The organism is Cupriavidus sp. SW-Y-13 (assembly GCF_009793345.1).
Taxonomy (GTDB): Bacteria; Pseudomonadota; Gammaproteobacteria; order Burkholderiales; family Burkholderiaceae; genus Cupriavidus.
Map to the genome: position 1 here is coordinate 598,672 of NZ_WHLX01000001.1, position 21,112 is coordinate 619,783.

20 protein-coding genes are annotated in these 21,112 nt (G+C 65.1%); 8 read left to right on the forward strand and 12 right to left on the reverse strand.

What is annotated here, in order from left to right:
* The first annotated feature begins 33 nt into the window (after positions 1-33).
* Entirely contained in the window at positions 34-927 is an 894-nt protein-coding gene (locus GA566_RS02765) for an AEC family transporter (RefSeq protein ID WP_137927698.1), read from the forward strand.
* A gap of 115 nt (positions 928-1,042) precedes the next feature.
* Here GA566_RS02765 and queG read toward each other — a convergent pair whose 3' ends face one another.
* A complete protein-coding gene (queG, locus tag GA566_RS02770; RefSeq protein ID WP_160471537.1) occupies positions 1,043-2,281 on the reverse strand; it encodes a tRNA epoxyqueuosine(34) reductase QueG in 1,239 nt (412 codons plus the stop codon).
* Positions 2,282-2,297: 16 nt separating this feature from the next.
* On the opposite strand from queG, the gene tsaE reads away from it, so the two are divergent.
* Both tsaE and GA566_RS02780 read left to right on the forward strand, forming a co-directional pair.
* Positions 2,298-2,852, forward strand: a complete 555-nt coding sequence (tsaE, locus tag GA566_RS02775; RefSeq protein WP_160471539.1) for a tRNA (adenosine(37)-N6)-threonylcarbamoyltransferase complex ATPase subunit type 1 TsaE — start codon at positions 2,298-2,300, stop codon at positions 2,850-2,852.
* Entirely contained in the window at positions 2,846-4,345 is a 1,500-nt protein-coding gene (locus tag GA566_RS02780; protein ID WP_160471541.1) for an N-acetylmuramoyl-L-alanine amidase, read from the forward strand. Before tsaE ends, GA566_RS02780 begins: the two co-directional genes overlap by 7 nt.
* A gap of 225 nt (positions 4,346-4,570) precedes the next feature.
* Here GA566_RS02780 and GA566_RS02785 read toward each other — a convergent pair whose 3' ends face one another.
* Positions 4,571-5,593 carry a bile acid:sodium symporter family protein gene (locus tag GA566_RS02785; protein ID WP_137927702.1) on the reverse strand — a complete coding sequence of 341 codons (1,023 nt, stop codon included), beginning with the start codon at positions 5,591-5,593 and terminating at the stop codon, positions 4,571-4,573.
* Positions 5,594-5,687: 94 nt separating this feature from the next.
* Here GA566_RS02785 and GA566_RS02790 point away from each other — a divergent pair, with 94 nt between their 5' ends.
* Positions 5,688-6,593 carry a LysR family transcriptional regulator gene (locus tag GA566_RS02790; RefSeq protein WP_160471543.1) on the forward strand — a complete coding sequence of 302 codons (906 nt, stop codon included), beginning with the start codon at positions 5,688-5,690 and terminating at the stop codon, positions 6,591-6,593.
* A gap of 9 nt (positions 6,594-6,602) precedes the next feature.
* Here GA566_RS02790 and GA566_RS02795 read toward each other — a convergent pair whose 3' ends face one another.
* Positions 6,603-7,370, reverse strand: coding sequence for a class I SAM-dependent methyltransferase (locus GA566_RS02795; protein WP_160471545.1), 768 nt, complete (start codon positions 7,368-7,370; stop codon positions 6,603-6,605).
* Positions 7,371-7,497: 127 nt separating this feature from the next.
* Between GA566_RS02795 and GA566_RS02800 the strand changes: the two genes are divergently transcribed.
* The gene (locus GA566_RS02800; RefSeq protein WP_160471547.1) at positions 7,498-8,313 is read left to right on the forward strand and encodes a helix-turn-helix transcriptional regulator; all 816 of its coding nucleotides are present in this window, start codon (positions 7,498-7,500) and stop codon (positions 8,311-8,313) included.
* 10 nt (positions 8,314-8,323) lie between these two features.
* Here the strand turns inward: GA566_RS02800 and GA566_RS02805 are convergent, their stop codons facing one another.
* From GA566_RS02805 to GA566_RS02835, 7 genes are all read right to left on the reverse strand, one after another.
* A complete protein-coding gene (locus tag GA566_RS02805) occupies positions 8,324-9,082 on the reverse strand; it encodes a 3-hydroxyacyl-CoA dehydrogenase (protein ID WP_160471549.1) in 759 nt (252 codons plus the stop codon).
* A 316-nt stretch (positions 9,083-9,398) separates the two neighbouring features.
* Positions 9,399-10,064 carry an adenylate kinase gene (adk, locus tag GA566_RS02810; RefSeq protein WP_137927707.1) on the reverse strand — a complete coding sequence of 222 codons (666 nt, stop codon included), beginning with the start codon at positions 10,062-10,064 and terminating at the stop codon, positions 9,399-9,401.
* 364 nt (positions 10,065-10,428) lie between these two features.
* A complete protein-coding gene (kdsB, locus tag GA566_RS02815; protein ID WP_160471550.1) occupies positions 10,429-11,238 on the reverse strand; it encodes a 3-deoxy-manno-octulosonate cytidylyltransferase in 810 nt (269 codons plus the stop codon).
* Positions 11,239-11,255: 17 nt separating this feature from the next.
* On the reverse strand, positions 11,256-11,450 hold the full coding sequence (locus GA566_RS02820; RefSeq protein ID WP_137927709.1) for a Trm112 family protein: 195 nt from the start codon (positions 11,448-11,450) through the stop codon (positions 11,256-11,258).
* Entirely contained in the window at positions 11,431-12,546 is a 1,116-nt protein-coding gene (lpxK, locus tag GA566_RS02825; RefSeq protein ID WP_160471552.1) for a tetraacyldisaccharide 4'-kinase, read from the reverse strand. Before lpxK ends, GA566_RS02820 begins: the two co-directional genes overlap by 20 nt.
* A 137-nt stretch (positions 12,547-12,683) precedes the next feature.
* A complete protein-coding gene (locus GA566_RS02830; protein WP_160471554.1) occupies positions 12,684-13,115 on the reverse strand; it encodes a biopolymer transporter ExbD in 432 nt (143 codons plus the stop codon).
* Between the two features lie 18 nt (positions 13,116-13,133).
* The gene (locus tag GA566_RS02835) at positions 13,134-13,754 is read right to left on the reverse strand and encodes a MotA/TolQ/ExbB proton channel family protein (protein WP_137927712.1); all 621 of its coding nucleotides are present in this window, start codon (positions 13,752-13,754) and stop codon (positions 13,134-13,136) included.
* Between the two features lie 999 nt (positions 13,755-14,753).
* On the opposite strand from GA566_RS02835, the gene xseA reads away from it, so the two are divergent.
* Positions 14,754-16,139, forward strand: coding sequence for an exodeoxyribonuclease VII large subunit (gene xseA / locus GA566_RS02840; RefSeq protein ID WP_160471556.1), 1,386 nt, complete (start codon positions 14,754-14,756; stop codon positions 16,137-16,139).
* Positions 16,140-16,289: 150 nt separating this feature from the next.
* Positions 16,290-16,868 carry a superoxide dismutase [Fe] gene (gene sodB, locus GA566_RS02845; protein ID WP_137927714.1) on the forward strand — a complete coding sequence of 193 codons (579 nt, stop codon included), beginning with the start codon at positions 16,290-16,292 and terminating at the stop codon, positions 16,866-16,868.
* Between the two features lie 87 nt (positions 16,869-16,955).
* Here sodB and GA566_RS02850 read toward each other — a convergent pair whose 3' ends face one another.
* Complete coding sequence (locus tag GA566_RS02850) at positions 16,956-18,023, reverse strand: LysR family transcriptional regulator (protein WP_160471558.1); 1,068 nt, start codon at positions 18,021-18,023, stop codon at positions 16,956-16,958.
* A gap of 134 nt (positions 18,024-18,157) precedes the next feature.
* Between GA566_RS02850 and GA566_RS02855 the strand changes: the two genes are divergently transcribed.
* Positions 18,158-19,882, forward strand: coding sequence for a cyclic nucleotide-binding domain-containing thioredoxin-disulfide reductase (locus GA566_RS02855; RefSeq protein WP_160471560.1), 1,725 nt, complete (start codon positions 18,158-18,160; stop codon positions 19,880-19,882).
* On the opposite strand, the gene GA566_RS02860 is transcribed toward GA566_RS02855, so the two are convergent.
* Positions 19,867-20,634, reverse strand: a complete 768-nt coding sequence (locus GA566_RS02860) for a sensor histidine kinase (protein ID WP_160471561.1) — start codon at positions 20,632-20,634, stop codon at positions 19,867-19,869. The genes GA566_RS02855 and GA566_RS02860 overlap by 16 nt on opposite strands.
* Between the last annotated feature and the right edge of the window lie 478 nt (positions 20,635-21,112).

Genomic DNA, 21,112 nt, shown 5'->3' on the forward strand with positions numbered 1-21,112 from the left:
AGAACCCACGATAACTAGAGAAACATTCGAGACATGTCTGCCGCGCTGCTGCTGGTGCCGGACTTCAGCCTGATCCTCATCGGGTGGCTGCTGGTGCGCTACACCCCGTTCGACCGGGCCTTCTGGGGTGGCGTGGAACGCCTGGTCTACTTCGTGCTGTTCCCCGCTTTGCTGTTGCAGTCCACCAACAGCGCCACGTTCGATTTCTCCTCCACCTCCGCCATGCTGGGCCTGGCCGTGGCCACGATGACCTTCGGCATCGCCACCGGCTATCTGGTCAAGTTCGTGTTGCGGCCAGACCCGGTGGATTTCGCCTCGGGCCTGCAGACTGCGTTCCGCTTCAACTCGTATATCGGCCTGGCGCTGGCCGCGCGGCTCGGCGGCGGCGAGGGGCTGGCGCTGATGGCGCTGGTGGTGGGCGTCACGGTGCCCGCGTGCAACGTGGTGGCCGTCTGGGCGCTGGCCCGCCACGGCGAGGCCAAGCTGCTGCGCGAGCTGGCGCGCAACCCGCTGATCCTGGCCACGGCCACGGGGCTCATCACGAACCTGCTGGGGCTGCATCCGCCCGATGTGGTGGCGATGACGCTGAACCGGCTCGGCTCCGCATCGACGGCGCTGGGCCTGATGACCGTGGGCGCGGGATTGCAGATCAGCGGCGCCACCGGCACGCTGGGGCCGATGGCCTGGTGGACCGGCGTGAAGCTGCTGGCCATGCCGTGCTTCGCGTGGATCGTCGGAAAGTATCTGCCGCTGACGACGCTGCAGTATCAGATCGTGGTGCTCTACGCCTCGCTGCCCACCGCATCGAGCGCGTACATCCTGGCTGTGCGGATGGGCGGCAATGGGCCGATGGTGGCCGCGACGATTTCCGCGATGACGATTGCGGCGGTGGTGACCACGCCGTTCTGGTTGGTGCTGGTGGAATGAATTTTCCCTGCCGTGTTTTGCTCCCCTCTCCCGCGTGCGGGAGAGGGGCGGGGGAGAGGGCCAGCGCATCAAGTCCTGACCAGGCTTGTGACGGGCGAAACGCCGGCCCTCTCCCCTAACCCCTCTCCCGCTCGCGGGAGAGGGGAACCAAAACAGTTGGGAGTGGCGAGGTTTCCTGCCCCAACGCCCACTCGATATGCTCCCGCACCAGCGGTGTCGCCTCATCCAGACGCGCCATCAGCGCCGCACGAATCCGCTCCGCCAGCACCGGATCATTCACCCCCGCACTTCGCAGACCATTCCCCAGCCCCACGGCAAGATTGCGCAGCCACCGTTCATGCCCGATGCGTCGAATCGGGCTGCCTTCCAGGCGCTGGTTGAACTCAGCCTCGCTCCATTCGAACAACTCCACCATGTCGGGCGCATCGAAGCCGTTGCGCACATCGAAATCGGGCAGCGTGGCGCGGTGCGCGAACTTGTTCCAGGGGCACGCTACCTGGCAGTCGTCGCAGCCGTAGATGCGATTGCCCATCGGCGCGCGCAATGCTTCCGGGATGGCGCCCTTGTGCTCGATCGTCAGGTAAGAAATACAACGGCGCGCATCGAGCCGGTAGGGCGCCAGGATAGCCTGCGTGGGACACACGTCGATGCAGCGGCGGCACTGGCCGCAATGCGGTTCCGTGGCGGGATCGGCCGGCAGCGGGATATCGACGAGGATCTCGCCGAGGAAGAACATCGAGCCACCCTCCCGATCCAGCAGCAGCGTGTGCTTGCCTCGCCAGCCGAGTCCGCCCTGGCTGGCCAGCGCCACTTCCATGACGGGTGCCGAATCGGTAAAGACGCGGTAGCCGAACGCGCCGATGGCGGTCTCGATGCGCGCGGCCAGTTGCTGCAGGCGGTTGCGCAGCACCTTGTGATAGTCGCGGCCCCGGGCGTAGAGCGAGATCACGGCCGTGGCCGGGTCGTCGAGCCGGGCCTGTTCGTGGCCGCGCCAGTCGTCGGGACCCTGCGCGGGGAGGTAGGGCATGCGGGCCACGATGGCACGTACCGTACCGGGCACGAGTTCGCCGGGACGGGCGCGCTTTGTACCGTGGTTCGCCATATAATCCATGTCGCCGTGGTAGCCCGCCTGCAGCCACGCCAGCAGGCCCGCTTCGGCATGCCGAAGGTCCACGTCCGCGATGCGGACCGCATCGAAACCGAGTTCGGCGCCCCAGGCGCGAACGGACGCCGCCAGCGCAGCCAGGTCCGCCTGCGAAGCATCGGAGGCTTCGGAAGCTGGACTGGCATGCGCCGGCGCGGGATCTGTCTCTGTAGATTCGGGGGACGGGGCGGGCACTGCACGGTCGATCATCCCTGAATTGTACGCAATGCCCCTGCTCGAAGAACGCATCCTGCCGCTGCCTGACGAAGCCGCCACCGAACGGTTCGGCGCTGCGCTGGCCGGAGCCGTCCGCAATATGCCGCCGCGCACGGTCCATGTGCAGCTTTCCGGCGACCTGGGCGCGGGCAAGACCACGCTCTCACGCGCCGTGCTGCGCGCGCTGGGCCACGCCGGCAAGGTGCGCAGCCCCACCTACACGCTGTGCGAGCCCTACGCCGTGGCGCGCGCCGACGGCTCGCCGCTCACCGTCTACCACTTCGACCTGTACCGCTTTGCCGATCCCGAGGAGTGGATCGACGCTGGCTTCCGGGACTGTTTCGCCGAACCGGCCTTCAACCTGGTGGAGTGGCCCGAGAAAGCGGGGCGACTGTTAGGGGAACCCGACCTGCACGTGTTGCTCCAATCGGACAACCGTGTGCAATCCGCGGTTGAAAATGGCGCCAATCCAGCCGATAACGATGCCGAAGCGGGCGCCGATCGTCGCATGGCCACCCTGCGCGCCTATACTCCCCTTGGACTTACCTTGCTGAACGCATGCTGATCAAGCGACTTGCCACCGACCGACCCGATGGACCCGACGGACTGTTCCAGGCCCGCCGCAAATGGATGGCGCAGGCCCTGAAGGTCAGCGCCGGGACGGTTGTGCTGACGCTGGCCGGCCCGCAGATTGCGTCGGGCGCCGGCATCGTCGCCGTGCGCGTCTGGCCCGCCGAGGACTACACGCGCGTCACCATCGAATCCGACGAAAAGCTCGTCGCTGTCCACCAGATGATCCGCAACCCGGATCGGCTGGTGGTCGATATCGACGGGCTGGACCTCTCGCCCACGCTGCGCGAGCTGGTCGCCAAGATCACGTCGAATGACCCATACATCCAGTCCGTGCGCGTGGGCCAGAACCGCCCGAAGGTCGTGCGGATGGTGTTCGATCTCAAGGAAGACGTTTCCCCGCAGGTGTTCACGCTGCTGCCGATTGGCGACTATCGCAACCGGCTGGTGTTCGACCTGTATCCGGTCAATCCGCCCGATCCGCTCTGGAAACTGGTGCGCGATACCGAAGACAAGCAGCGCCGCTTTGCCTCCACGCCACCGCCGCACGGCGCCGAACAGCAGATCGCAGGCGCCCCGGCCGGTGCCGAGGAAGACGCGATTGGCGCCATCGTCCGCAAGTTCGAGGATCGCGGCCAGTTGCCGCCGGCCACGACCGCGCCGCCGCCCGTGGTGGCAACCGTGAAGCCGAAGCCCACGCCCGAGAAGCCCGCCGCCGTGGCGGTGCCGCCGCCGGTGGCACAAACCAACGTACCGCCGCCAAGCCAGTTCAAGATGCGCCGCCTGCTGACCGTGGCGCTCGATCCGGGCCATGGTGGTGAAGACCCCGGCGCCACCGGCGCAGCGGGTTCGCGCGAGAAGGACGTGGTGCTGCAGATCGCGCACCGCCTGCGCAAGAAGATCGATTCCGAGCCGAACATGCGCGCCATGATGACGCGCGATTCGGACTTCTTCGTGCCGCTGAACGTGCGCGTGCAGAAGGCCCGCCGCGTGCAGGCGGACCTGTTTGTCTCGATCCACGCCGATGCCTTCGTGCAGCCCACGGCAAGCGGCGCCTCGGTGTTTGCATTGTCCGAGCGCGGCGCATCGAGTTCCGCTGCGCGCTGGCTGGCGAACAAGGAAAACAACGCCGACCTGATCGGCGGCACAAACATGGGCAACAAGGATGCCCAGGTCTCGCGCGTGCTGCTCGATCTCTCCACCACGGCGCAGATCAACGACAGCATGCAGGTCGGCAAGGCCGTGCTGCAGGAGATCGGCGGCATCAACCGGCTGCACAAGGGCAGCGTGGAACAGGCCGGGTTTGCCGTGCTCAAGGCACCGGACATCCCATCGATCCTGATCGAGACCGCCTTCATCAGCAATCCCGAGGAAGAACGCAAGCTCAACGACGACGCCCACCAGGAACAACTGGCCAACGCCATCCTGCGCGGCATCAAGGCGTACTTTGCGAAGAACCCGCCGCTGTCGAAAAATCCGTCGGTGTAGTGCTCAATTACTCCCGGTTTTCTCCCCTCTCCCGCGAGCGGGAGAGGGGCGGGGGAGAGGGTCAGCAGTTCAAATGGCGATGTGGTCGGCAAGCAGACCCTCCAGCCCTCTCCCCCAACCCCTCTCCCGCCATGCGGGAGAGGGGAGTACAAACAAGGCAGGAGCAAGCAGCAACAAAAAAACGGCGCCAAAGCGCCGTTTTTTCATTACCGCAGCAAACTCAAATCAAGCCCGCACCGCCCCCCGTTCCTCCACATCGTCCCGCTGCGCATAGCGCGACGCGATGACCGAGCAGACGATCAGTTGCAACTGGTGATACACCATCAGCGGCAGCACCAGCAGGCCCAATGCCGGGTGGCCGGCAAACAGGATCTTGGCCATCGGGATACCGTTGGCCAGGCTCTTCTTCGAGCCGCAGAACACGGCAGTGATCTCGTCTTCGATCGAGAAACCAAGGCGACGTGCGACGAAGGTGGTCGTGCCGAGAATCACGAACAACATCACGGCGGCGATACCCATCACGGCACCAATGGTCTGCCACGAATACTGGTGCCACAGGCCCGCAGCGGTGGCATCGCAGAACGACGAATACACGATCAGCACGATCACGCCGCGGTCGATCTTGGTGGTGATCTGCTTCTTGGTGGCCAGCCACTTGCCGATCAGCGGACGTGCCGCCTGGCCCAGCGCAAACGGCAGCAGCAGTTGCAGCGCCACGCCCATCAGTGCACGACCCAGCGGCATCGAGGCGCCGCTGGCGCTGATCACCAGACCCATCAGCAGCGGGGTCAGCGCCATACCGATCAGGCCGGAGATGGTGGCGTTGAAGATGGCGCCCGGTACGTTGCCGCGCGCCATCGACGTCATGGCCACGGAGGACGACACGGTGGACGGCAGCGCGCACAGGTAGAACACGCCCAGCAACAACTCAGGCGGCAACTGGTTGCGCAGCGACAACATCAGCAGCACACCCACGATCGGGAACACGATGTACGTGAACGACTGCACGAACACATGCAGGCGCCAGTGCTTGGCACCGGACACGAGCTTGTCGCGCGACAGCGCCGCGCCGTGCAGGAAGAACACCAGCGCGACCCCAAGACTGGTCACGGTGCCAAGTTGCAGCGGGCCGTCACCGGCACCGATTTCGGGTGCGAGCAGCGCCACGCCGATGGCGCAGAGCATGATCAGCACGAACCCGTCGATAAGGTCGTAGATCTTTTTGAAAGGGGCGAGGATGGCTGACATTGGGGATAGTGCTTAAGGGTTTCCGCTTGGTATTGTTCGCTTGTCTTGTCTAGAATGCAAATTCATTTATTGCATCCATATATTTCGTAGTTGCATGAATTACACACTGCGGCAGTTGCGGGTTTTTCTCGCGGTGGCGGCGCACGGCAGCTTCAGCCGGGCGGCAGATGCCGTCGGCCTCACCCAGCCCGCCGTCAGCCGCGGGGTGGCGGAGCTTGAAGAGGCGCTTGGCATACGTTTGCTCGACCGCACTACGCGCGAGGTGGTCCTGACCGATGCCGGCACCGCGCTTGTTCCCGCTCTGGAGCGACTTCTGGGCCAGCTCGACGACACGCTGGAAGAGACCCGCCAACTTGGCGAGCGTTATCGGGGGAGGGTGGTGATCGCCAGCGCGCCTACGATCTCGGCGCGGCTGATGCCGATGTACGTGTCGGCCTGCGCGGCCGAGTATCCGGAAATCCGGCTATATGTCCGCGACAACGTGCAGGCCGACGGCCTGGAACAGATCCGTGCGGGGGCAGTGGATTTCGGCGTGCTGATCGATCCGCTGACCCGCGACGGCCTGACGATATCGCCGCTGGCGACCGATCCATTCTGCTTCGTCTGCCGCCGCGATCATCCACTGGCGCAGGCCGAATCGGTGCCCTGGCGTGCACTGCATGGGGAGCGGCTGGTGCTGCTCGACTTTGCGTCCGGCAGCCGGCCGTTGATCGATCGCATCCTGGCTCGCCATGGCGTGGTGCCCCACGTGGTGCAGGAGCTGGGGCATTCAGCCAGCGTATTCGGGATGGTAGAGGCGGGGATCGGCGCCTCGGTGCTGCCGTCGTTCTCGTTGCCGTTGCCGGCGGCGTCGCCGCTGGTCGCGCGGCCATTGATGCCGCGCGAGGACCGCAACATCGTCATGGTCCGACGTGAGGACCGCTCGCTATCGCCAGCCGCCGCCGCAGTCTGGAACATGGTCCAGACCATGCCGATTCCAGCCGAAGCGGTGACTGACTGACTTGCCGGCTTACTGGGGCGAGGCGGTGAAGAGCGCCGCTTCCAGCGCGAAGCTGCCATCGGCCTGCACGCGATAGCGCTCACGCACTTCGGCGGGTGCCTTGTCCCACAGGTGGCGAATGGCGGCTTGCGCCACCTCGGGCGTGCGCATCCGGGCCACCCAACTGGCGAATTCGATCTCGATGCGCCAGACCGGCGAGACCTCGACATCGAAGCCGGCATCCCTGAACAGTTGCGTCCAGCCCGTGGGCGTGTAGTCGCGGATATGCGACGGATCGCGCAGCAGTTCGACGGACTGGAGCCACGTATCGCACAGCGGGTCCTCGGCGCCGACGATATCGATCAATACCACCTTGCCGCCTGGCTTCACCACGCGACGGATTTCACGCAGGGCGGCGGGCACGTCGCGCCAGTGATGCGCGCTCATGCGCGATACCACCGCGCAGAAGCTGGCGTCGTCAAATGGGAGGGTTTCGGCGGCGCCCTGTTGCGTGCGGATGTTGGCGAGACCGCGATCCGTGGCCGCTGCCGCCACCACGCCGAGCATTTCGGCGGAGAGATCGTAAGCCACCACTTCGTTTGCCATCGAGGCTGCAGCAAAGCTCGCGTGGCCCGCGCCGCAACCGAGGTCCAGCACGCGGCTGTGAGCCACGGGCTTCAGGTGAGCCAATGCCTGTCTGAGTTGTTCGAGGTCCGCGCCCTGGGCGTGGACGGCGCTGGTCAGGTACGCACTGGCGGTGGCGCCGAACTGGGCGGCGACGAGTTCTTGTTGTTGCATGGGAGGTGCCTCGTTCTTGTGGAGGGGGATTCGGATTTCATTGCCCTGGGCCCGGGGTTCACGTACTGTAGACCTCGCTTTTTCCCGGTACAAGTCACCGATTTATCCTGGTATAAGAATCACCACCATGCCTGTGGAACCCCTCGACTCCCCATCCCAGCCCGTCTCCTCAGTCTCGCGGGATAGCGAACTCGGCGCCTTCCTGCGCAGTCACCGCGAGCGCCTGTCGCCGGCCGAAGTTGGCCTGCCGGATGGCCGGCGCCGCCGCACGCCGGGTCTGCGGCGCGAGGAAGTGGCGCAACTGGCGGGACTGAGTGCGACATGGGTGACTTGGCTGGAGCAGGGCCGGCCTGTGACGATGTCGGGGCGCGCGCTGCACAGCCTGGCGCAGGCGCTGCGGCTGTCCCGCGCGGAGCGTGCCTACCTCTTCGCGCTCGCCGGCAAACCCGAGCCCCGATCCGAAGCCGACCCCGGCGTCCCGCCAGCCTTGCTGGCCAGTGTTCATACGATTGGCGTGCCGGCCTATCTGCTGGATCGCCAATGGACGGCGCTGGCCTGGAACCAGGCGGCGGCCGATCTGTTCATGGGATGGCTGGACGCGGCGTCGGGCGAGAAGAATCTGTTGCGCGCGATGTTCCTGTCGCCCGCGCTGCAGGCGCTGGTGGCTGACTGGCCGCACCGCGCAGCGCGGCTTGTGGCCGAGTTCCGTGTGCATAGTTTGCGTCACGCCGAAGACCCGCCGACGCGTGCGCTGATCGAGCAACTGATGGCGGACAGTCCGGCGTTTGCCAACGCATGGCGTTCGCAGGACGTGGAGGAGCGGCAGGGCGGCCGGCGCGGGTTTCACCACCCGGCGCGCGGCCTGATTACCTTCGAGCAATTGACGCTCGTGCCGCCCGCCGCGCCGGGGATGATGCTGGCGATGCTGATGCCGGCGGAGTAGCGCTTCGATCTTACTTCGGCTGCATCCGGATCGCGCCATCAAGGCGGATCACTTCGCCATTCATCATCGTGTTGCCGATGATGGCTTGCGCCAGCTTGGCGTACTCGGTGGGGCGGCCCAGACGCGGTGGGAACGGCACCATCTTGCCGAGTGCATCCTGTACTTCCTGCGGCATGCTCATCAGCATCGGTGTCTCGAACAGGCCCGGGGCGATGGTCATGCAGCGCACGCCGTCACGCGCGAGATCACGCGCAATGGCCAGCGTCATGCCGACCACGCCACCCTTCGACGCCGCATAGGCAGCTTGCCCGATCTGGCCATCGAACGCCGCCACCGAGGCGGTATTGATGATCACGCCACGCTCGCCTTCGGCGTCCGGCGTGTTTTGCACCATCGCCGCTGCAGCCAGGCGCGTCATGTTGAAGGTGCCGATCAGGTTCACGCGGATGGTCTTCTCGAAGGCATCGAGCGGATGCGGACCGTTCTTGCCCACCGTCTTGGACGCCACCGCGATGCCCGCGCAGTTCACCAGCCCTGCCAGCCTGCCAAGCTTCTGCGCAGCATCCACAGCAGCCTGGCCATCGGCTTCCGAACTGACATCGCATTTGACGAACTGCCCGCCCAGTTCCTGCGCCAGCGCCGTACCGGCGGCCTCGTTGAGATCGGCGATTACCACCTTGCCGCCCGCCGCCGCCAGCATCCGCGCCGTACCCGCGCCCAACCCCGACGCGCCGCCCGTAACGATGAAAACGTTGCCCTGGATATCCATCCGCCTGTCTCCTTGTGGTGTAGGTTTGAGTGCCGTTTACGTTAACGTAAATTGTGGGCTCAGGAAACCCGCACGACCACTAAGCAGTTTCTCCCGCGCTTGGTTTGCTCCCCTCTCCCTTTGGGAGAGGGGCGGGGGAGAGGGCCAGCGCATCAAGTCCTAACCACGCTTGTCACGGGCGAAACGCCTGCCCTCTCCCCCAGCCCCTCTCCCGCCTAGCGGGAGAGGGGAGCAAAACAGGCGGGTAGAGAAGCCCAAAAACAAAAAAGCCCAGCCGAAGCTGAGCTTTTTTCACCACCACCAACCAAGCACCAGATTACTTCAGCGCTTCGAACACGCTGGCCGTGATCTTGTCCACGTCGCCCACACCGGCGATCTTGCGGTACTTCGGCGGGGCGACCTTGGCCGAGGCGTCGCCCTTGGCGGCCCAGTCCGAGTAGTAATCGACCAGCGGACGCGTTTGCTGCGAGTAGACGTCCAGGCGCTTGCGCACCGTTTCTTCCTTGTCGTCGTCGCGCTGGATCAGCGGCTCGCCGGTCTCGTCGTCAACGTTGGCGGTCTTCGGCGGGTTGAAGCGGACGTGATAGGTACGGCCCGACGCCACGTGGACGCGGCGGCCGCTCATGCGTTCGATGATGGCGTCGAACGGCACGTCGATTTCCAGCACGTAGTCGATGGCCACGCCGGCTTCCTTCATGGCCTCGGCCTGGGGAATCGTGCGCGGGAAACCGTCGAACAGGTAGCCCTTCTCGCAATCGGGCTGCTTAAGACGGTCCTTCACCAGGCCGATAATGATGTCATCCGACACCAGTCCGCCTGCGTCCATCACCTTCTTGGCTTCGATGCCCAGCGGCGTACCGGCCTTCACCGCGGCGCGCAGCATGTCGCCCGTGGAGATTTGCGGAATGCCGAACTTCTCGCAGATGAACTTGGCTTGCGTGCCTTTGCCGGCGCCAGGCGCGCCCAACAGGATCAAACGCATTTACGGGTCCTCAAGGTATTTGAATTCGGTCTGGCGGGGATGGACGGAGGGTAACGCCGCAACTTGACGCAGGACTTACGCGCGGCAGTGCCTCGACGTGATGGCCGAGGCATATGCTGGCGTCCGCTCAGGTGCGGGGCCCGAAGCGCTGCAGCGGCTGCCTCGTCCTCTGGACGTTGGTCAGCGGTGCGCACCGGGCTGGCTCGCTCTCTATCTCCCCACCGAGCCTTTGCGGCCACGCGGGCGCGGCCAGAGGCTCTGTATCGGCAGGCATTATGCCATGGGCCGCCGTGATTCGGCCTGCATGCAGGTTGCAGCAGTATGAACTTCGGCGGACAACCATGGTCAACGGGCGCCTGCCCGGTCAGGGTCCGTCCTGGGCCATGCCCTGCGCCCACAATGCACGCACACGTTCCAGGTCAACCGGCGTATCCACACCCGGCGCGGGCGCAGCGGCCGTTACCATCACGCCAATCCGCTCGCCGTGCCACATCGCGCGCAACTGTTCCAGGGCCTCGACCTGCTCGATCGGCGAGATGGCGAGCGTCGGAAAGCGGCGCAGGAAGCCGGCGCGGTAGGCGTAAATCCCGATATGGCGCAGCACCGGCATGTCCGGCAGCGGCACCTCGGCGGTGGCGGCTGGCTGGGCCGGCACGCCGGACCACGCATCGCGTGCCCACGGAATCGGCGCACGCGAGAAGTACAGCGCACGACCGGCCTGGTCGCACACCACCTTGACCACGTTCGGATTGAACACTTCGGCGATATCGGACAGCGCATGCGCTGCCGTGGCAATCGCGCAATCGGGATGGGCAGCCAGGTGGAGCGCCACTTCGTCGATCAGCGTCGGCTCGATCAGCGGCTCGTCGCCCTGCACGTTCACGACGATGGCGTCGTCGGGCAGGCCGAGCAGGGAGGCTACTTCAGACAGGCGGTCGGTGCCCGACGGATGATCGGCACGCGTGATCACGGCTTCCACGCCATGGGCGGCGCAGGCAGCGGCCACTTCGGGCGAATCCGTGGCCACCACGGTGCGTTGTGCCGATGAGGCATGCGCACGTTCGGCCACGCGCACGATCATCGGATGTCCGCCGATATCGGCCAGCGGCTTGTTCGGCAACCGCGTGGAGGCCAGCCGGGCCGGAATCACGACGGTAAAAACGGGAAGGCTCATGATGCGATACGGGCCGGTCAGTTGCCCGAGGGTTCCACCACGCGGCCGGGCACCGACTGGCGGGCCTCGTCGGCCAGCATGACCGGAATGCCGTCGCGAATCGGATAGGCCAGCTTGTCGGCGTGGCAGATCAGTTCCTGGGCGGCGCGGTCGTATTCCAGCTTGCCCTTGCAAAGCGGGCAGACGAGGATTTCAAGCAGCCGGTTGTCCATCCTGGTGTTCCTTGTCGATACCGTTGGCCGCGCCTGTGGATTGCCCCGTGGTAACGGGTGTGGCGACGGCCGGGTTGCGCGCCATCACGGCGCGGCGGATTTTGTCGATCAGGCCCGCATCAATCACGGGCGTGGTGGGTACGACCCAGATCCTCGGGTCGTCGAAGCGCTCGCATTTTACGGCATCCTTCTCTGTGATCAGGATCACCTCTGCAGCAAGCGCATCATCGTTGCCGACGAACGGGTCATCGGCGAAGTCATAGTGGTCCGGCAGCGGCAGCGTGGTGGCCAGCGAGACCCCCGCGCCGCGCAGGCTGGCGAAGAAGCGTTCCGGGTTGCCAATGCCCGCCGCAGCCAGCACGCGCCGGCCGGCGAACTGCGACAGCGGGCGGACCATCGTGGGATCCGCCAGTTGCCACGCCTCGCCCAGTTCCAGGCGCATGCCGTAGACATCGGGCTTGTCCGGCATGGCCTTGAAGTTCGGGTCGTTGATCAGCGTGGCATCGCGCGGCCGGGAGAGCGGCTCGCGCAGTGGGCCGGCCGGCAGCAGCATGCCGTTGCCACCCATGCGGCCATCGAACATGACGATTTCGAAGTCGCGCTGCAGGCGGTAGTGTTGCAGGCCATCGTCGAGCAGCAGCACGTTCACGCCCGGGTGCGAGACCAGCATCGTCTGTGCGCACAGCGCGCGGTCCGGGAAGACCCAGACCGGCACATCGGTGGCGCGCGCGATCAGCAGCGGCTCGTCGCCGACGTCCTTGGCCTGCGATGTGGGTTTGACGCGGCGCGGATGCTTCAGCGTCACCCCGTAGCCGCGCGAGACCACGCCGGGGCGCAGTCCCGCATCGGCCAGCGCATGGGCCAGCGCAATCACGGCCGGGGTCTTGCCGGTGCCGCCCACGGTGACATTGCCCACCACGATGACCGGCATCGGCAGGCGCGTGGACTTGAACCAGCCCTGCCGGTAGCCATGGCGCCGGATGCGCGCGATCAGCCCGAACAGCAGCGAGAGCGGCCACATCAGCCAGGCAAACCAGCCGCGGCGTTGCCACTGGGCGGTGACGAACTCGGCAAGGGTGTGTCGGGGAGCGGGCATGAAGGGGATCGATGGAGAAGGACGATGCCACCGCGAGGGTGGCATCAGTCGAATGCAGACATTATGGGCACTGCGCAGCGCATGCGGCAAGTTTGCCGTCCATCGGCGCGCGGCGCGGGGCCTGCTGCGTCAGCGTGTCAACGCGACTGCGACGCCTGCGTGGCGAAAGTCAGCCGCGACAACCCGGCTACGCGGGCGGCTTCCATCACATTGATCACGGCCTGGTGCGTGGCCTGGGCGTCGGCGTTGACGATTACCACGGGCGGCGGGCCGTTGCCGGTCGGGCCTGCGGCGTTGCGCAGTTGATCGGCCAGGCTCGTGACGTCCTTCTGCTCCATGACGTGCTTGTTGATGGAGTAGACGCCGCGTGCCGAAATCGATACCACGATCTCGGACGGGCGCTGCTGCGCCTGCTCGGCATCGGCGGTGGGCAACTGGATCTGCAGTTCGGTGTAGCGCGAGTACGTGGTCGTGATCATCAGGAAGATCAGGATCACGAGCAGCACGTCGATGAGCGGGATCAGGTTGATCTCCGGCTCCTCGCGCCGCTGGCGGGAACGGAAGCGCATGACGGTATCCGGTGCGCGTCAGGCCCGCCGCTGGGGCAGGATGGCGTCGAGGAATGCGGTGGCGCGGAATTCCAGTTCGGCCACGTAGTCATCGACCAGGCGACGGAAGTAGCGCCAAAAGACCAGGGCGGGAATCGCCACGATCAGGCCGAAGGCGGTGTTGTACAGCGCCACGGAAATGCCATGGGCCAGTTGCTCGGGATTGGCCCCCGTGCCGCCCTGGCTGCCGAAGATCTCGATCATGCCGATGACGGTGCCCAGCAGGCCCATCAGCGGTGCCACTGAAGCGATCGTACCGAGCGCGTTCAGGTAGCGCTCCAGGTCATGGGCCACGGCGCGGCCGGCTTCCTCGACCACGTCCTTGGCGGCGTCGCGCGAGGTCTGCGGCTGCAGTACCACGTGGCGCAGGCCGGCGGCCAGCACGCGGCCCAGCGGGGAATTCTTCTCGATGTTGTTGACGACCTCGGGCGTGGCCTTGCGCTGCTGGGCAGCGGACAGCGCCTCGTCATAGATCCGCGGCGGCAGGATCTTGCCGCGCTTGAGGGAAATGAAACGTTCGACGATCAGCGCCAGTGCGATGACCGAGGCGAGCAGCAATGGCCAGATCGGCCAGCCGGCCGCTTGAATGATGGAAAACACGTGGACCCCCGAAATCTACGGACGAACGACAGACCCGAAATAAAACGCCTGGATGAACCGGACTACGCGGCAGCCTTTGATGCGCGCCAGTTCAGGCTGCGCAGCGGCAATGCTCGAAAAAATTTCAGGCGCCACTCTACCCCGCGCACGGGACAGCGGCAAGCCACTCCGGCGCGTGCTGTCTGCGGCTTTCCACACCAAAGCTGGACAGTTATGTGGACCGGCTGTGGACAGGCGACGGAAAAGCTTCCTAAGCCATTGAATGCAAAGGAAGTGATGGGTCCTGCCTATTTTTTGTGCAGATGCCGTATTCTGCTTGTTCCGAATGCGTTTCGGGTGTGCTCGCCCATCTCTCGGGACGGCTATCCACAATCGGAAGGGATAGTGCTGTGGACCGGCTGTGGAAAGCTTTCGGAGAACCGTCGCAACTCATTGATTGATAAAGAGAATTGCGCGGCTGCGTAAATATTGTGCAGACGGCCTCCACGGCGCAGTGCGCCAGGGTTGGCCTCGGCCAGGCCGATTTCCACATTCGCGCCGTGGAGGTTTGTGGAAGGGCTGTGGATAAGCGCGGGAGAAGCGACGTAAACCCTTGATTGCTATGGAGCCGTGCCGGATTGCCTAAAAATTGCGCAAACCTGCGGGAGCTGGGTCGATTCCGAGCACGTTCCGTCTGCTTCGCAAAGCGTGTTGCCAGGGAGTGGATTTGATGCCGGCGTATACGTTGTCCACAGCTGGGGCTCTTGACAAATCATTTATCCAAAGTTGCTGTGGATAACTTTGTGAACAAGCCGCCTGCGATTTGGGTAAGTGGTTGACGCGTAAGGTTTTCTCTTACATTGCCTGTTTTTTAGCTTCGCCGGAAAATTCATAAGAATCAATGGCTTGTGCCTTGCCATGCGGGCTGCACGGAACCACGTGCGACATGACCCATGCCTCTTGACATACCCGTTATGCTGTGGACATGTCCATCGCACGCCGCCTGAGCGGCTGTTCACCATGCCAGAGAACGAGAACCTTTCGCGTTTTGCGCCGTCTCAGCCGCCCATGCGGACACGCGAGGTGATTCCCGTCAGTGAACTGAATCACGCGATTGCCGGCGTGCTCGAGCGCAGCTTTCCGTTGTCCTGGGTCAGGGGAGAGATCTCCAACTTCACACGCGCCGCCAGCGGGCACTGGTATTTCTCGCTAAAGGATGCGCGGGCGCAAATCCGCTGCGTGATGTTTCGAGGCCGCAACCAGCACGTGGACTTCACGCCGCGCGAGGGGGAGGCGGTGGAAGTGCGCGCCGTGGTGTCGATGTACGAGGCGCGCGGCGAACTGCAGCTCGGCGTGGAAGCCATGCGCCGCGCGGGGCTGGGCAATCTCTACGAAGCCTTTCTGCGGCTCAAGGAGAAACTCGCGCAGGCCGGTCTGTTTGATGCCGAACGCAAGCGCGCGATTCCTGCGCACCCTCGTGCGATTGGTGTGGTGACTTCCCTGCAGGCAGCAGCCATGCGCGATGTGCTGACCACGCTGCAGCGACGTGCCCCGCATGTGCCGGTGATCGTATACCCCGCGCCGGTGCAGGGTGCGGGGTCCGCCGAGAAGATCGCTGCCATGCTCGACGCGGCCAACGCGCGTGACGAGTGCGACGTGCTGATCCTGTGCCGGGGCGGCGGCAGCATCGAGGATCTCTGGTCGTTCAACGAGGAAGTGGTGGCCCATGCCGTGGCGCGCAGCCGGTTGCCGGTGGTGTCGGGCGTCGGCCACGAAACCGATTTCACGATTGCCGATTTCGTTGCCGACGTGCGCGCACCCACGCCCACTGGTGCGGCCGAACTGGTCAGCCCGGATCGCGCGCACCTGCTGCAGGCGGCACGCCGCGCACGTGACGCGCTGGCGCAGAGCATGGACCGGCAGATGGAACGCCGCGCCCAGCACCTGGAGTGGCTGGGCCGCAGGCTGCGCAGCCCGCAGGCGCAACTGCAGGAGCGACGCGCGCACGTGGACAACCTCTCGCGGCATCTGCGCGCGGCTTTGCGCGATACGGTGTCCGCGCAGCGCCATCGCCATGATGTGCTAGCCATGCGCTGGCGTGCGTGCAAGCCGGACACCGTTGCGGCCCAGGCCACCGTGGACCGGCTGGCCAACCGGCTCGACGCGGCAGCCGAGCGCCGCCACGAACGCGAGGCGCAACGCCTGGCTCGCGTATCCGGGGCGCTGGAACTGCTCGCGCCTCAGCGCACATTGGAGCGTGGCTACGCGGTACTGCTCGATAGCCGTGGTCACGCGCTGCGTTCGCCTCATGCGTTGCGTGCCGGAAGTATCGTCGAGGCCCATCTCGCCGAAGGTACTGCAGACCTGGAAATCGCTGGTGTGCAAACCAAGCTCGGCACGTTCTGAATGCGGCCGATGCAGTCACACTGCGACTGATTCTCAATCGATGCGGGCGAAACTAACATGACCCCAGGGGGCTTTCCGGCGTCGTTTGCGCGGGTCTGGCAAGTCACCTACAATCGGCAATTCTCCCCACCAAAACCTAGAGACAGAACAATGGAACACAAGCTCCCCCCGCTTCCCTACGCCCATGATGCCCTGGCTCCGCACGTCTCGAAGGAGACGCTGGAGTTCCACCATGACAAGCATCACCAGACGTACGTCACGAACCTGAACAACCTGATCAAGGGTACGGACTTCGAGAACGCATCGCTCGAAGAGATCGTCAAGAAGTCGTCGGGTGGCGTGTTCAACAACGCAGCCCAGGTGTGGAACCACACGTTCTACTGGGAATCGATGAAGCCGAACGGCGGTGGTCAACCGACCGGCGCCCTGGCCGACGCGATCAACGCCAAGTGGGGCTCGTTCGACAAGTTCAAGGAAGAGTTCACGAAGACTGCCGTCGGCACCTTCGGTTCGGGCTGGGCCTGGCTGGTCAAGAAGGCCGACGGCTCGCTGGACCTGGTGTCCACCTCGAACGCCGCCACGCCGCTGACCACCGATGCCAAGGCACTGCTGACCTGCGACGTGTGGGAACACGCCTACTACATCGACTACCGCAACGCCCGTCCGAAGTACGTCGAGGCATTCTGGAACGTTGTGAACTGGGACTTCGCTGCAAAGAACTTCGCCTGATCGGCAAGTTACTCAGCCAGTCCATGAAGAACCCCGGGTCTCCCGGGGTTTTTTATTAAGTGCAGTTCATTCGTACCTGCCAGTCCTTCACGCCGCCATCGGTCCGTCCTCCGCATTGAAATGCGTCAGGCAGTTCAACTGCAGTGCGCGGATGTGCTCGATCATGAAGTCGATGAACACGCGGATGCGGGTGGGCAGGTGCTGGCGGCTCAGGTAGCAGATGTAGTGGCCGCGATCGTCGGGCATGTGGGCGCCTAGCGCCACCACGAGTTCGCCGGCGGCCAGGTGGTCGCAGATCTGGTAGCCGGCGACCTGCGCGATGCCCCAGCCGCGCAGTACGCTGTCGAGCACGAGGTCTGCGTCGTTGAAGGTGAGGCGCGCTGTGGGCATGTACTTGCGCACGCGGCCATCCACTTTGAACTCCCATTCGAAGATTCTCCCGCTGGCAAAGCGGAAATTGATGCAGTGGTGGTGGCGTAGATCTTCCAGCGTCTGCGGCAGCCCGTGCGTGCGCACATAGGAAGGCGCCGCGCACAGCGCCATCTGCATCGGGATCAGTTGCCGGGCGATGATGCTCGAGTCTTCGATGCGGCCGTTGCGGAAGGCGATGTCGATCTGGTCGGCGGCGAAGTCCGTGGGGCGGTCGTCGAGCAGCAGGTCCACGGCGATGTCGGGGTACGCGGTCATGAACTTGTCGAGCAGCGGTGCCACGATCTTGCGGCCGAAGCCAACCGTCGAACTGATGCGGATCAGGCCGCGCGGCGGGCCTTCGCGCAGTTCGAGCATGTCGTTCATCGCCTCGACGATATGCGTCACGCCCTGGCTGCAGTTCTCGTAGAAGCGCTGGCCTTCGCGCGTGAGTTGCGTCGTGCGCGTAGTGCGCAGGAACAGCCGTGTGCTGAGCTGTGTCTCCAGCTTCTGCACGTTGCGGCTGACTGCCGAGCGTCCAATGCCGAGCCGCTCGCCGGCGCGTGCAAAGCTGCCTTCGCTGGCTACCGCCATGAACGCCATGATGCCGGCATAGCTGGCAGCGAAACTGGTGGATAGCGCATCGGCGCGGTTGGGCAGGCTGATGCGGAACGCGCGGTCGAGTGTGTCCGATGTCGGGCCCGATGCCGCGTCGGGTGACGGCGGGGATTGGTTCTTGTCTGGCATCACTGGCGTTTCCGAAAATGGACAATGCATGGGGTGGGCGCTGGAATCCCAGGCTGGGACTGGCTTGGGAGGCAGGCGGAGAATCCGTGCATGGCAGGCACGCATACGTAAGTACTACTGGTGCGTCCGAGTGCATGAGTGAGGTGGACGACGCGCGCTGCTACGCTGCTTGCAAGGACAACTTCACCGCAGAGCGTGCCGCCATGGAATCCGCCAACGCCCCAATCAATCACGCCCTCAATAATCGCCAGCAGATGCATCCGCACTTGTCGGATGCCGATATCGCGCGTATCACGCCCTATGGCAGCGAGCGCACGTGGCGTGCTGGTGAGACCGTGGTGCGTCCCGGCGATCCGGCCATCGGGATGCTGCTGGTGCTCGAAGGGCGCGTGCGCATCATGCAGCCCGATGGCATTGGCGACAGCGCGCTGGTCACCGAACATGGTCCCGGCAATTTCTCGGCCGATATCGGCCACCTCTCGGGCATGCCGGAAATGGTGGACGCCGTTGCGGTGGAGGATGTGCGTGCCATCGTCGTGCGCCCGGCCTGCCTGCGCGCATTGATGGTGGCCGAAGCCATGCTCGGCGAGATGATCATGCAGGCACTGCTGCTGCGTCGCGCGGGGCTGATCCAGCGCGGCCGGGGTCCGACGCTGATCGGGCACGGCAGCGATCCCGCGCTGCTCGACCTGCAGGCCTTCCTGCGTCGCCAGAACTATCCGTACTCGTTGCTCGATATCGATGTGGATGCGGGCGCTGCCGCCACGCTTGGCAAGTTCGAAGCGTCGCCGTCCGATCTGCCACTCGTCATCTGTCCCAACGGCAGCGTGCTGCGCCGCCCCGACATCAAGCAGGTGCTCGGCTGCCTGGGACTGCTGCCGGAGATCGATGCCACACTGGTCTACGACGTCGCCATCATCGGCGCGGGTCCGGCGGGGCTGGCGTCTGCAGTCTATGCGGCATCCGAGGGCCTGCGCGTGATCGTGCTCGACGCGCTGTCGCCGGGCGGCCAGGCCGGTGCCAGCGCGCGCATCGAGAATTACCTGGGCTTTCCGGCCGGCATTTCCGGTCAGGCGCTGACGACCAATGCCCATGCCCAGGCCCAGAAGTTCGGGGCCCACATTGCCAGTCCGGTGGAAGTGGAGCGGCTCGAATGCGGATCGATCCATCGCTTGCTGACCAGGACCGGAGACGTGATCCAGGCGCGCACGGTCATCATCGCCTCGGGCGCGGCCTATCGCCGTCCGCCGATTCCGCATCGCGCGGATTTCGAAGGACATGGCATCTATTACTGGGCATCGCCCGTGGAAGCGCGGCTCTGCGCGCAGCAGGAGGTGGTGCTGGTGGGCGGCGGCAACTCGGCCGGACAGGCGGCGGTGTTTCTCGGCACGCATACCGCGCATGTGCATGTGGTGATCCGGGCGGACAGCCTGGAGCAGAGCATGTCGCGCTACCTGATCGACCGCATTGCAGCGCAGCCCAATATCACCGTGCATACGCGCACCGAGGTGGCGGATCTGCTCGGGGAGGGCAAGCTCACGGGTGCCGTGCTGCGGCATCGCGATACGGGCGTGCGGGAAACAAAGGCCGTACAACATGTCTTCCTGTTCACGGGCGCCGAGCCCAATACGGGATGGCTCGGCGGTTGCCGGGTGAAGGTGGATGAAAAGGGTTTCGTGCTGACCGGCACGCATGCCGGACTGCCCACGCATACGCTCGAGACCTGCGTGCCCGGCGTGTTCGCCATCGGCGACGTGCGGTCCGGATCGACCAAGCGCGTGGCCACCGCCGTGGGCGAAGGGGCCGCGGTGGTTTCGCAGATCCACGGGTATCTCGCCGCGGCTCAGGAAGCAGCCTGAGGCGCGTCTGGATCGTGATGCGGATCGGAGGGCGTACTGGCCAGCGGCAGGCGCACCACGAAGCGCGCGCCGCCTCCCGGCTGGCTCTCTGCGTGGATGCTGCCGCCGTGCGTCGTGACGATGCGATGGCAGATCGCCAGGCCCATGCCCATGCCATCGCGCTTGGTGGTGTAGAAGGCGCGGAATAGCGTATCGGCGGCGTCCGGCGCGATGCCGCAGCCCGCGTCGACGATCGCCACCTCGGCGGATCCGTCCATGACGGCGAGCGTCACCGACACCGCCCGCGCGTCCGCCGGGCAGTCCGCCATCGCTTCCAGTGCATTGAGCAGCAGGTTCAGGAATACCTGGCGCAACGCGGTGCGGTCGGCGGTCACGCACACATCGTCGGGCGGCAGGTCCACCTGCAGACGCACCTGCTGACGGCGCAACTCCTCGTCGAACCATCGCACGGTATCGCGCAGCAGCCCATTGAGCGGCAACCGCTCGCGTGGGCGCGCGGCGACCGAGGGAGGAGACGCCAGCGAGCGCAGTTCGGCAAGCACTGCCGCTGCGCGCTGTGCATCGCTGACCATGCGCTCCAGCGAGGCGATGGCTGCCGCGGTGTCCGGCGTGTCCTGCCGCATCCATCGAAGGGCTGCCTGCCCGCGCGTGACGACCGACGCCATCGGCTGCATGGCCTCGTGGACGATCATCGCCACGGATCGGCCGAGGATGCCCAGGCGGTTTACGTGTTCAGGCTGCATGGCGGGCATGGGGCGGAGTCAGGCAGCGAGCGCGGCCTCGCATTGCAAAAAAACATCACCGCCACACGTACTGCATTCATTTCGGAATCTCTCTGTTTCAGCGGGTGCCGGAAAAACCTCCTCCGTACACACCCTGACCGCGAAGCGGCAAAAAGATGGTAATTTCGCGTGCGTTTGCCGTAAATGACAGCGTTCCCTGTTTTTCTGCCAGTAATTCTGCCGCGCGGTGCACCCTTGGCAGTCCGAAATCCCGATTGGTGAAAAATTGGAAACAGTGGCTCCCGTCCTCGTGCCTTGTGACGGACCGGCCGCGGCCTCAGAATCGCCGCCTCGCAGTGTCCTGGCATTTCCCGATTCGAGGATGGAGTTAGACATGTTCCGTGTGCCCATGAGGCGGCCGGTGGCACAGGTGCGCAAGTTGCGTATCATGCGCATAGCCGGAAACCGTCCGGTTGCACTACCTTCGATTGCCCTCCGCCCCGCCCCC

What these genes read in the sequence shown, in the direction of transcription:
- GA566_RS02765 (WP_137927698.1), top strand. Translation starts at nt 34, where the DNA reads ATGTCTGCCGCGCTGCTGCTGGTGCCGGACTTCAGCCTGATCCTCATC.
- queG (WP_160471537.1), bottom strand. Translation starts at nt 2,281, where the DNA reads ATGATCGACCGTGCAGTGCCCGCCCCGTCCCCCGAATCTACAGAGACA.
- tsaE (WP_160471539.1), top strand. Translation starts at nt 2,298, where the DNA reads ATGCCCCTGCTCGAAGAACGCATCCTGCCGCTGCCTGACGAAGCCGCC.
- GA566_RS02780 (WP_160471541.1), top strand. Translation starts at nt 2,846, where the DNA reads ATGCTGATCAAGCGACTTGCCACCGACCGACCCGATGGACCCGACGGA.
- GA566_RS02785 (WP_137927702.1), bottom strand. Translation starts at nt 5,593, where the DNA reads ATGTCAGCCATCCTCGCCCCTTTCAAAAAGATCTACGACCTTATCGAC.
- GA566_RS02790 (WP_160471543.1), top strand. Translation starts at nt 5,688, where the DNA reads ATGAATTACACACTGCGGCAGTTGCGGGTTTTTCTCGCGGTGGCGGCG.
- GA566_RS02795 (WP_160471545.1), bottom strand. Translation starts at nt 7,370, where the DNA reads ATGCAACAACAAGAACTCGTCGCCGCCCAGTTCGGCGCCACCGCCAGT.
- GA566_RS02800 (WP_160471547.1), top strand. Translation starts at nt 7,498, where the DNA reads ATGCCTGTGGAACCCCTCGACTCCCCATCCCAGCCCGTCTCCTCAGTC.
- GA566_RS02805 (WP_160471549.1), bottom strand. Translation starts at nt 9,082, where the DNA reads ATGGATATCCAGGGCAACGTTTTCATCGTTACGGGCGGCGCGTCGGGG.
- adk (WP_137927707.1), bottom strand. Translation starts at nt 10,064, where the DNA reads ATGCGTTTGATCCTGTTGGGCGCGCCTGGCGCCGGCAAAGGCACGCAA.
- kdsB (WP_160471550.1), bottom strand. Translation starts at nt 11,238, where the DNA reads ATGAGCCTTCCCGTTTTTACCGTCGTGATTCCGGCCCGGCTGGCCTCC.
- GA566_RS02820 (WP_137927709.1), bottom strand. Translation starts at nt 11,450, where the DNA reads ATGGACAACCGGCTGCTTGAAATCCTCGTCTGCCCGCTTTGCAAGGGC.
- lpxK (WP_160471552.1), bottom strand. Translation starts at nt 12,546, where the DNA reads ATGCCCGCTCCCCGACACACCCTTGCCGAGTTCGTCACCGCCCAGTGG.
- GA566_RS02830 (WP_160471554.1), bottom strand. Translation starts at nt 13,115, where the DNA reads ATGCGCTTCCGTTCCCGCCAGCGGCGCGAGGAGCCGGAGATCAACCTG.
- xseA (WP_160471556.1), top strand. Translation starts at nt 14,754, where the DNA reads ATGCCAGAGAACGAGAACCTTTCGCGTTTTGCGCCGTCTCAGCCGCCC.
- sodB (WP_137927714.1), top strand. Translation starts at nt 16,290, where the DNA reads ATGGAACACAAGCTCCCCCCGCTTCCCTACGCCCATGATGCCCTGGCT.
- GA566_RS02850 (WP_160471558.1), bottom strand. Translation starts at nt 18,023, where the DNA reads ATGCCAGACAAGAACCAATCCCCGCCGTCACCCGACGCGGCATCGGGC.
- GA566_RS02855 (WP_160471560.1), top strand. Translation starts at nt 18,158, where the DNA reads ATGAGTGAGGTGGACGACGCGCGCTGCTACGCTGCTTGCAAGGACAAC.
- GA566_RS02860 (WP_160471561.1), bottom strand. Translation starts at nt 20,634, where the DNA reads ATGCCCGCCATGCAGCCTGAACACGTAAACCGCCTGGGCATCCTCGGC.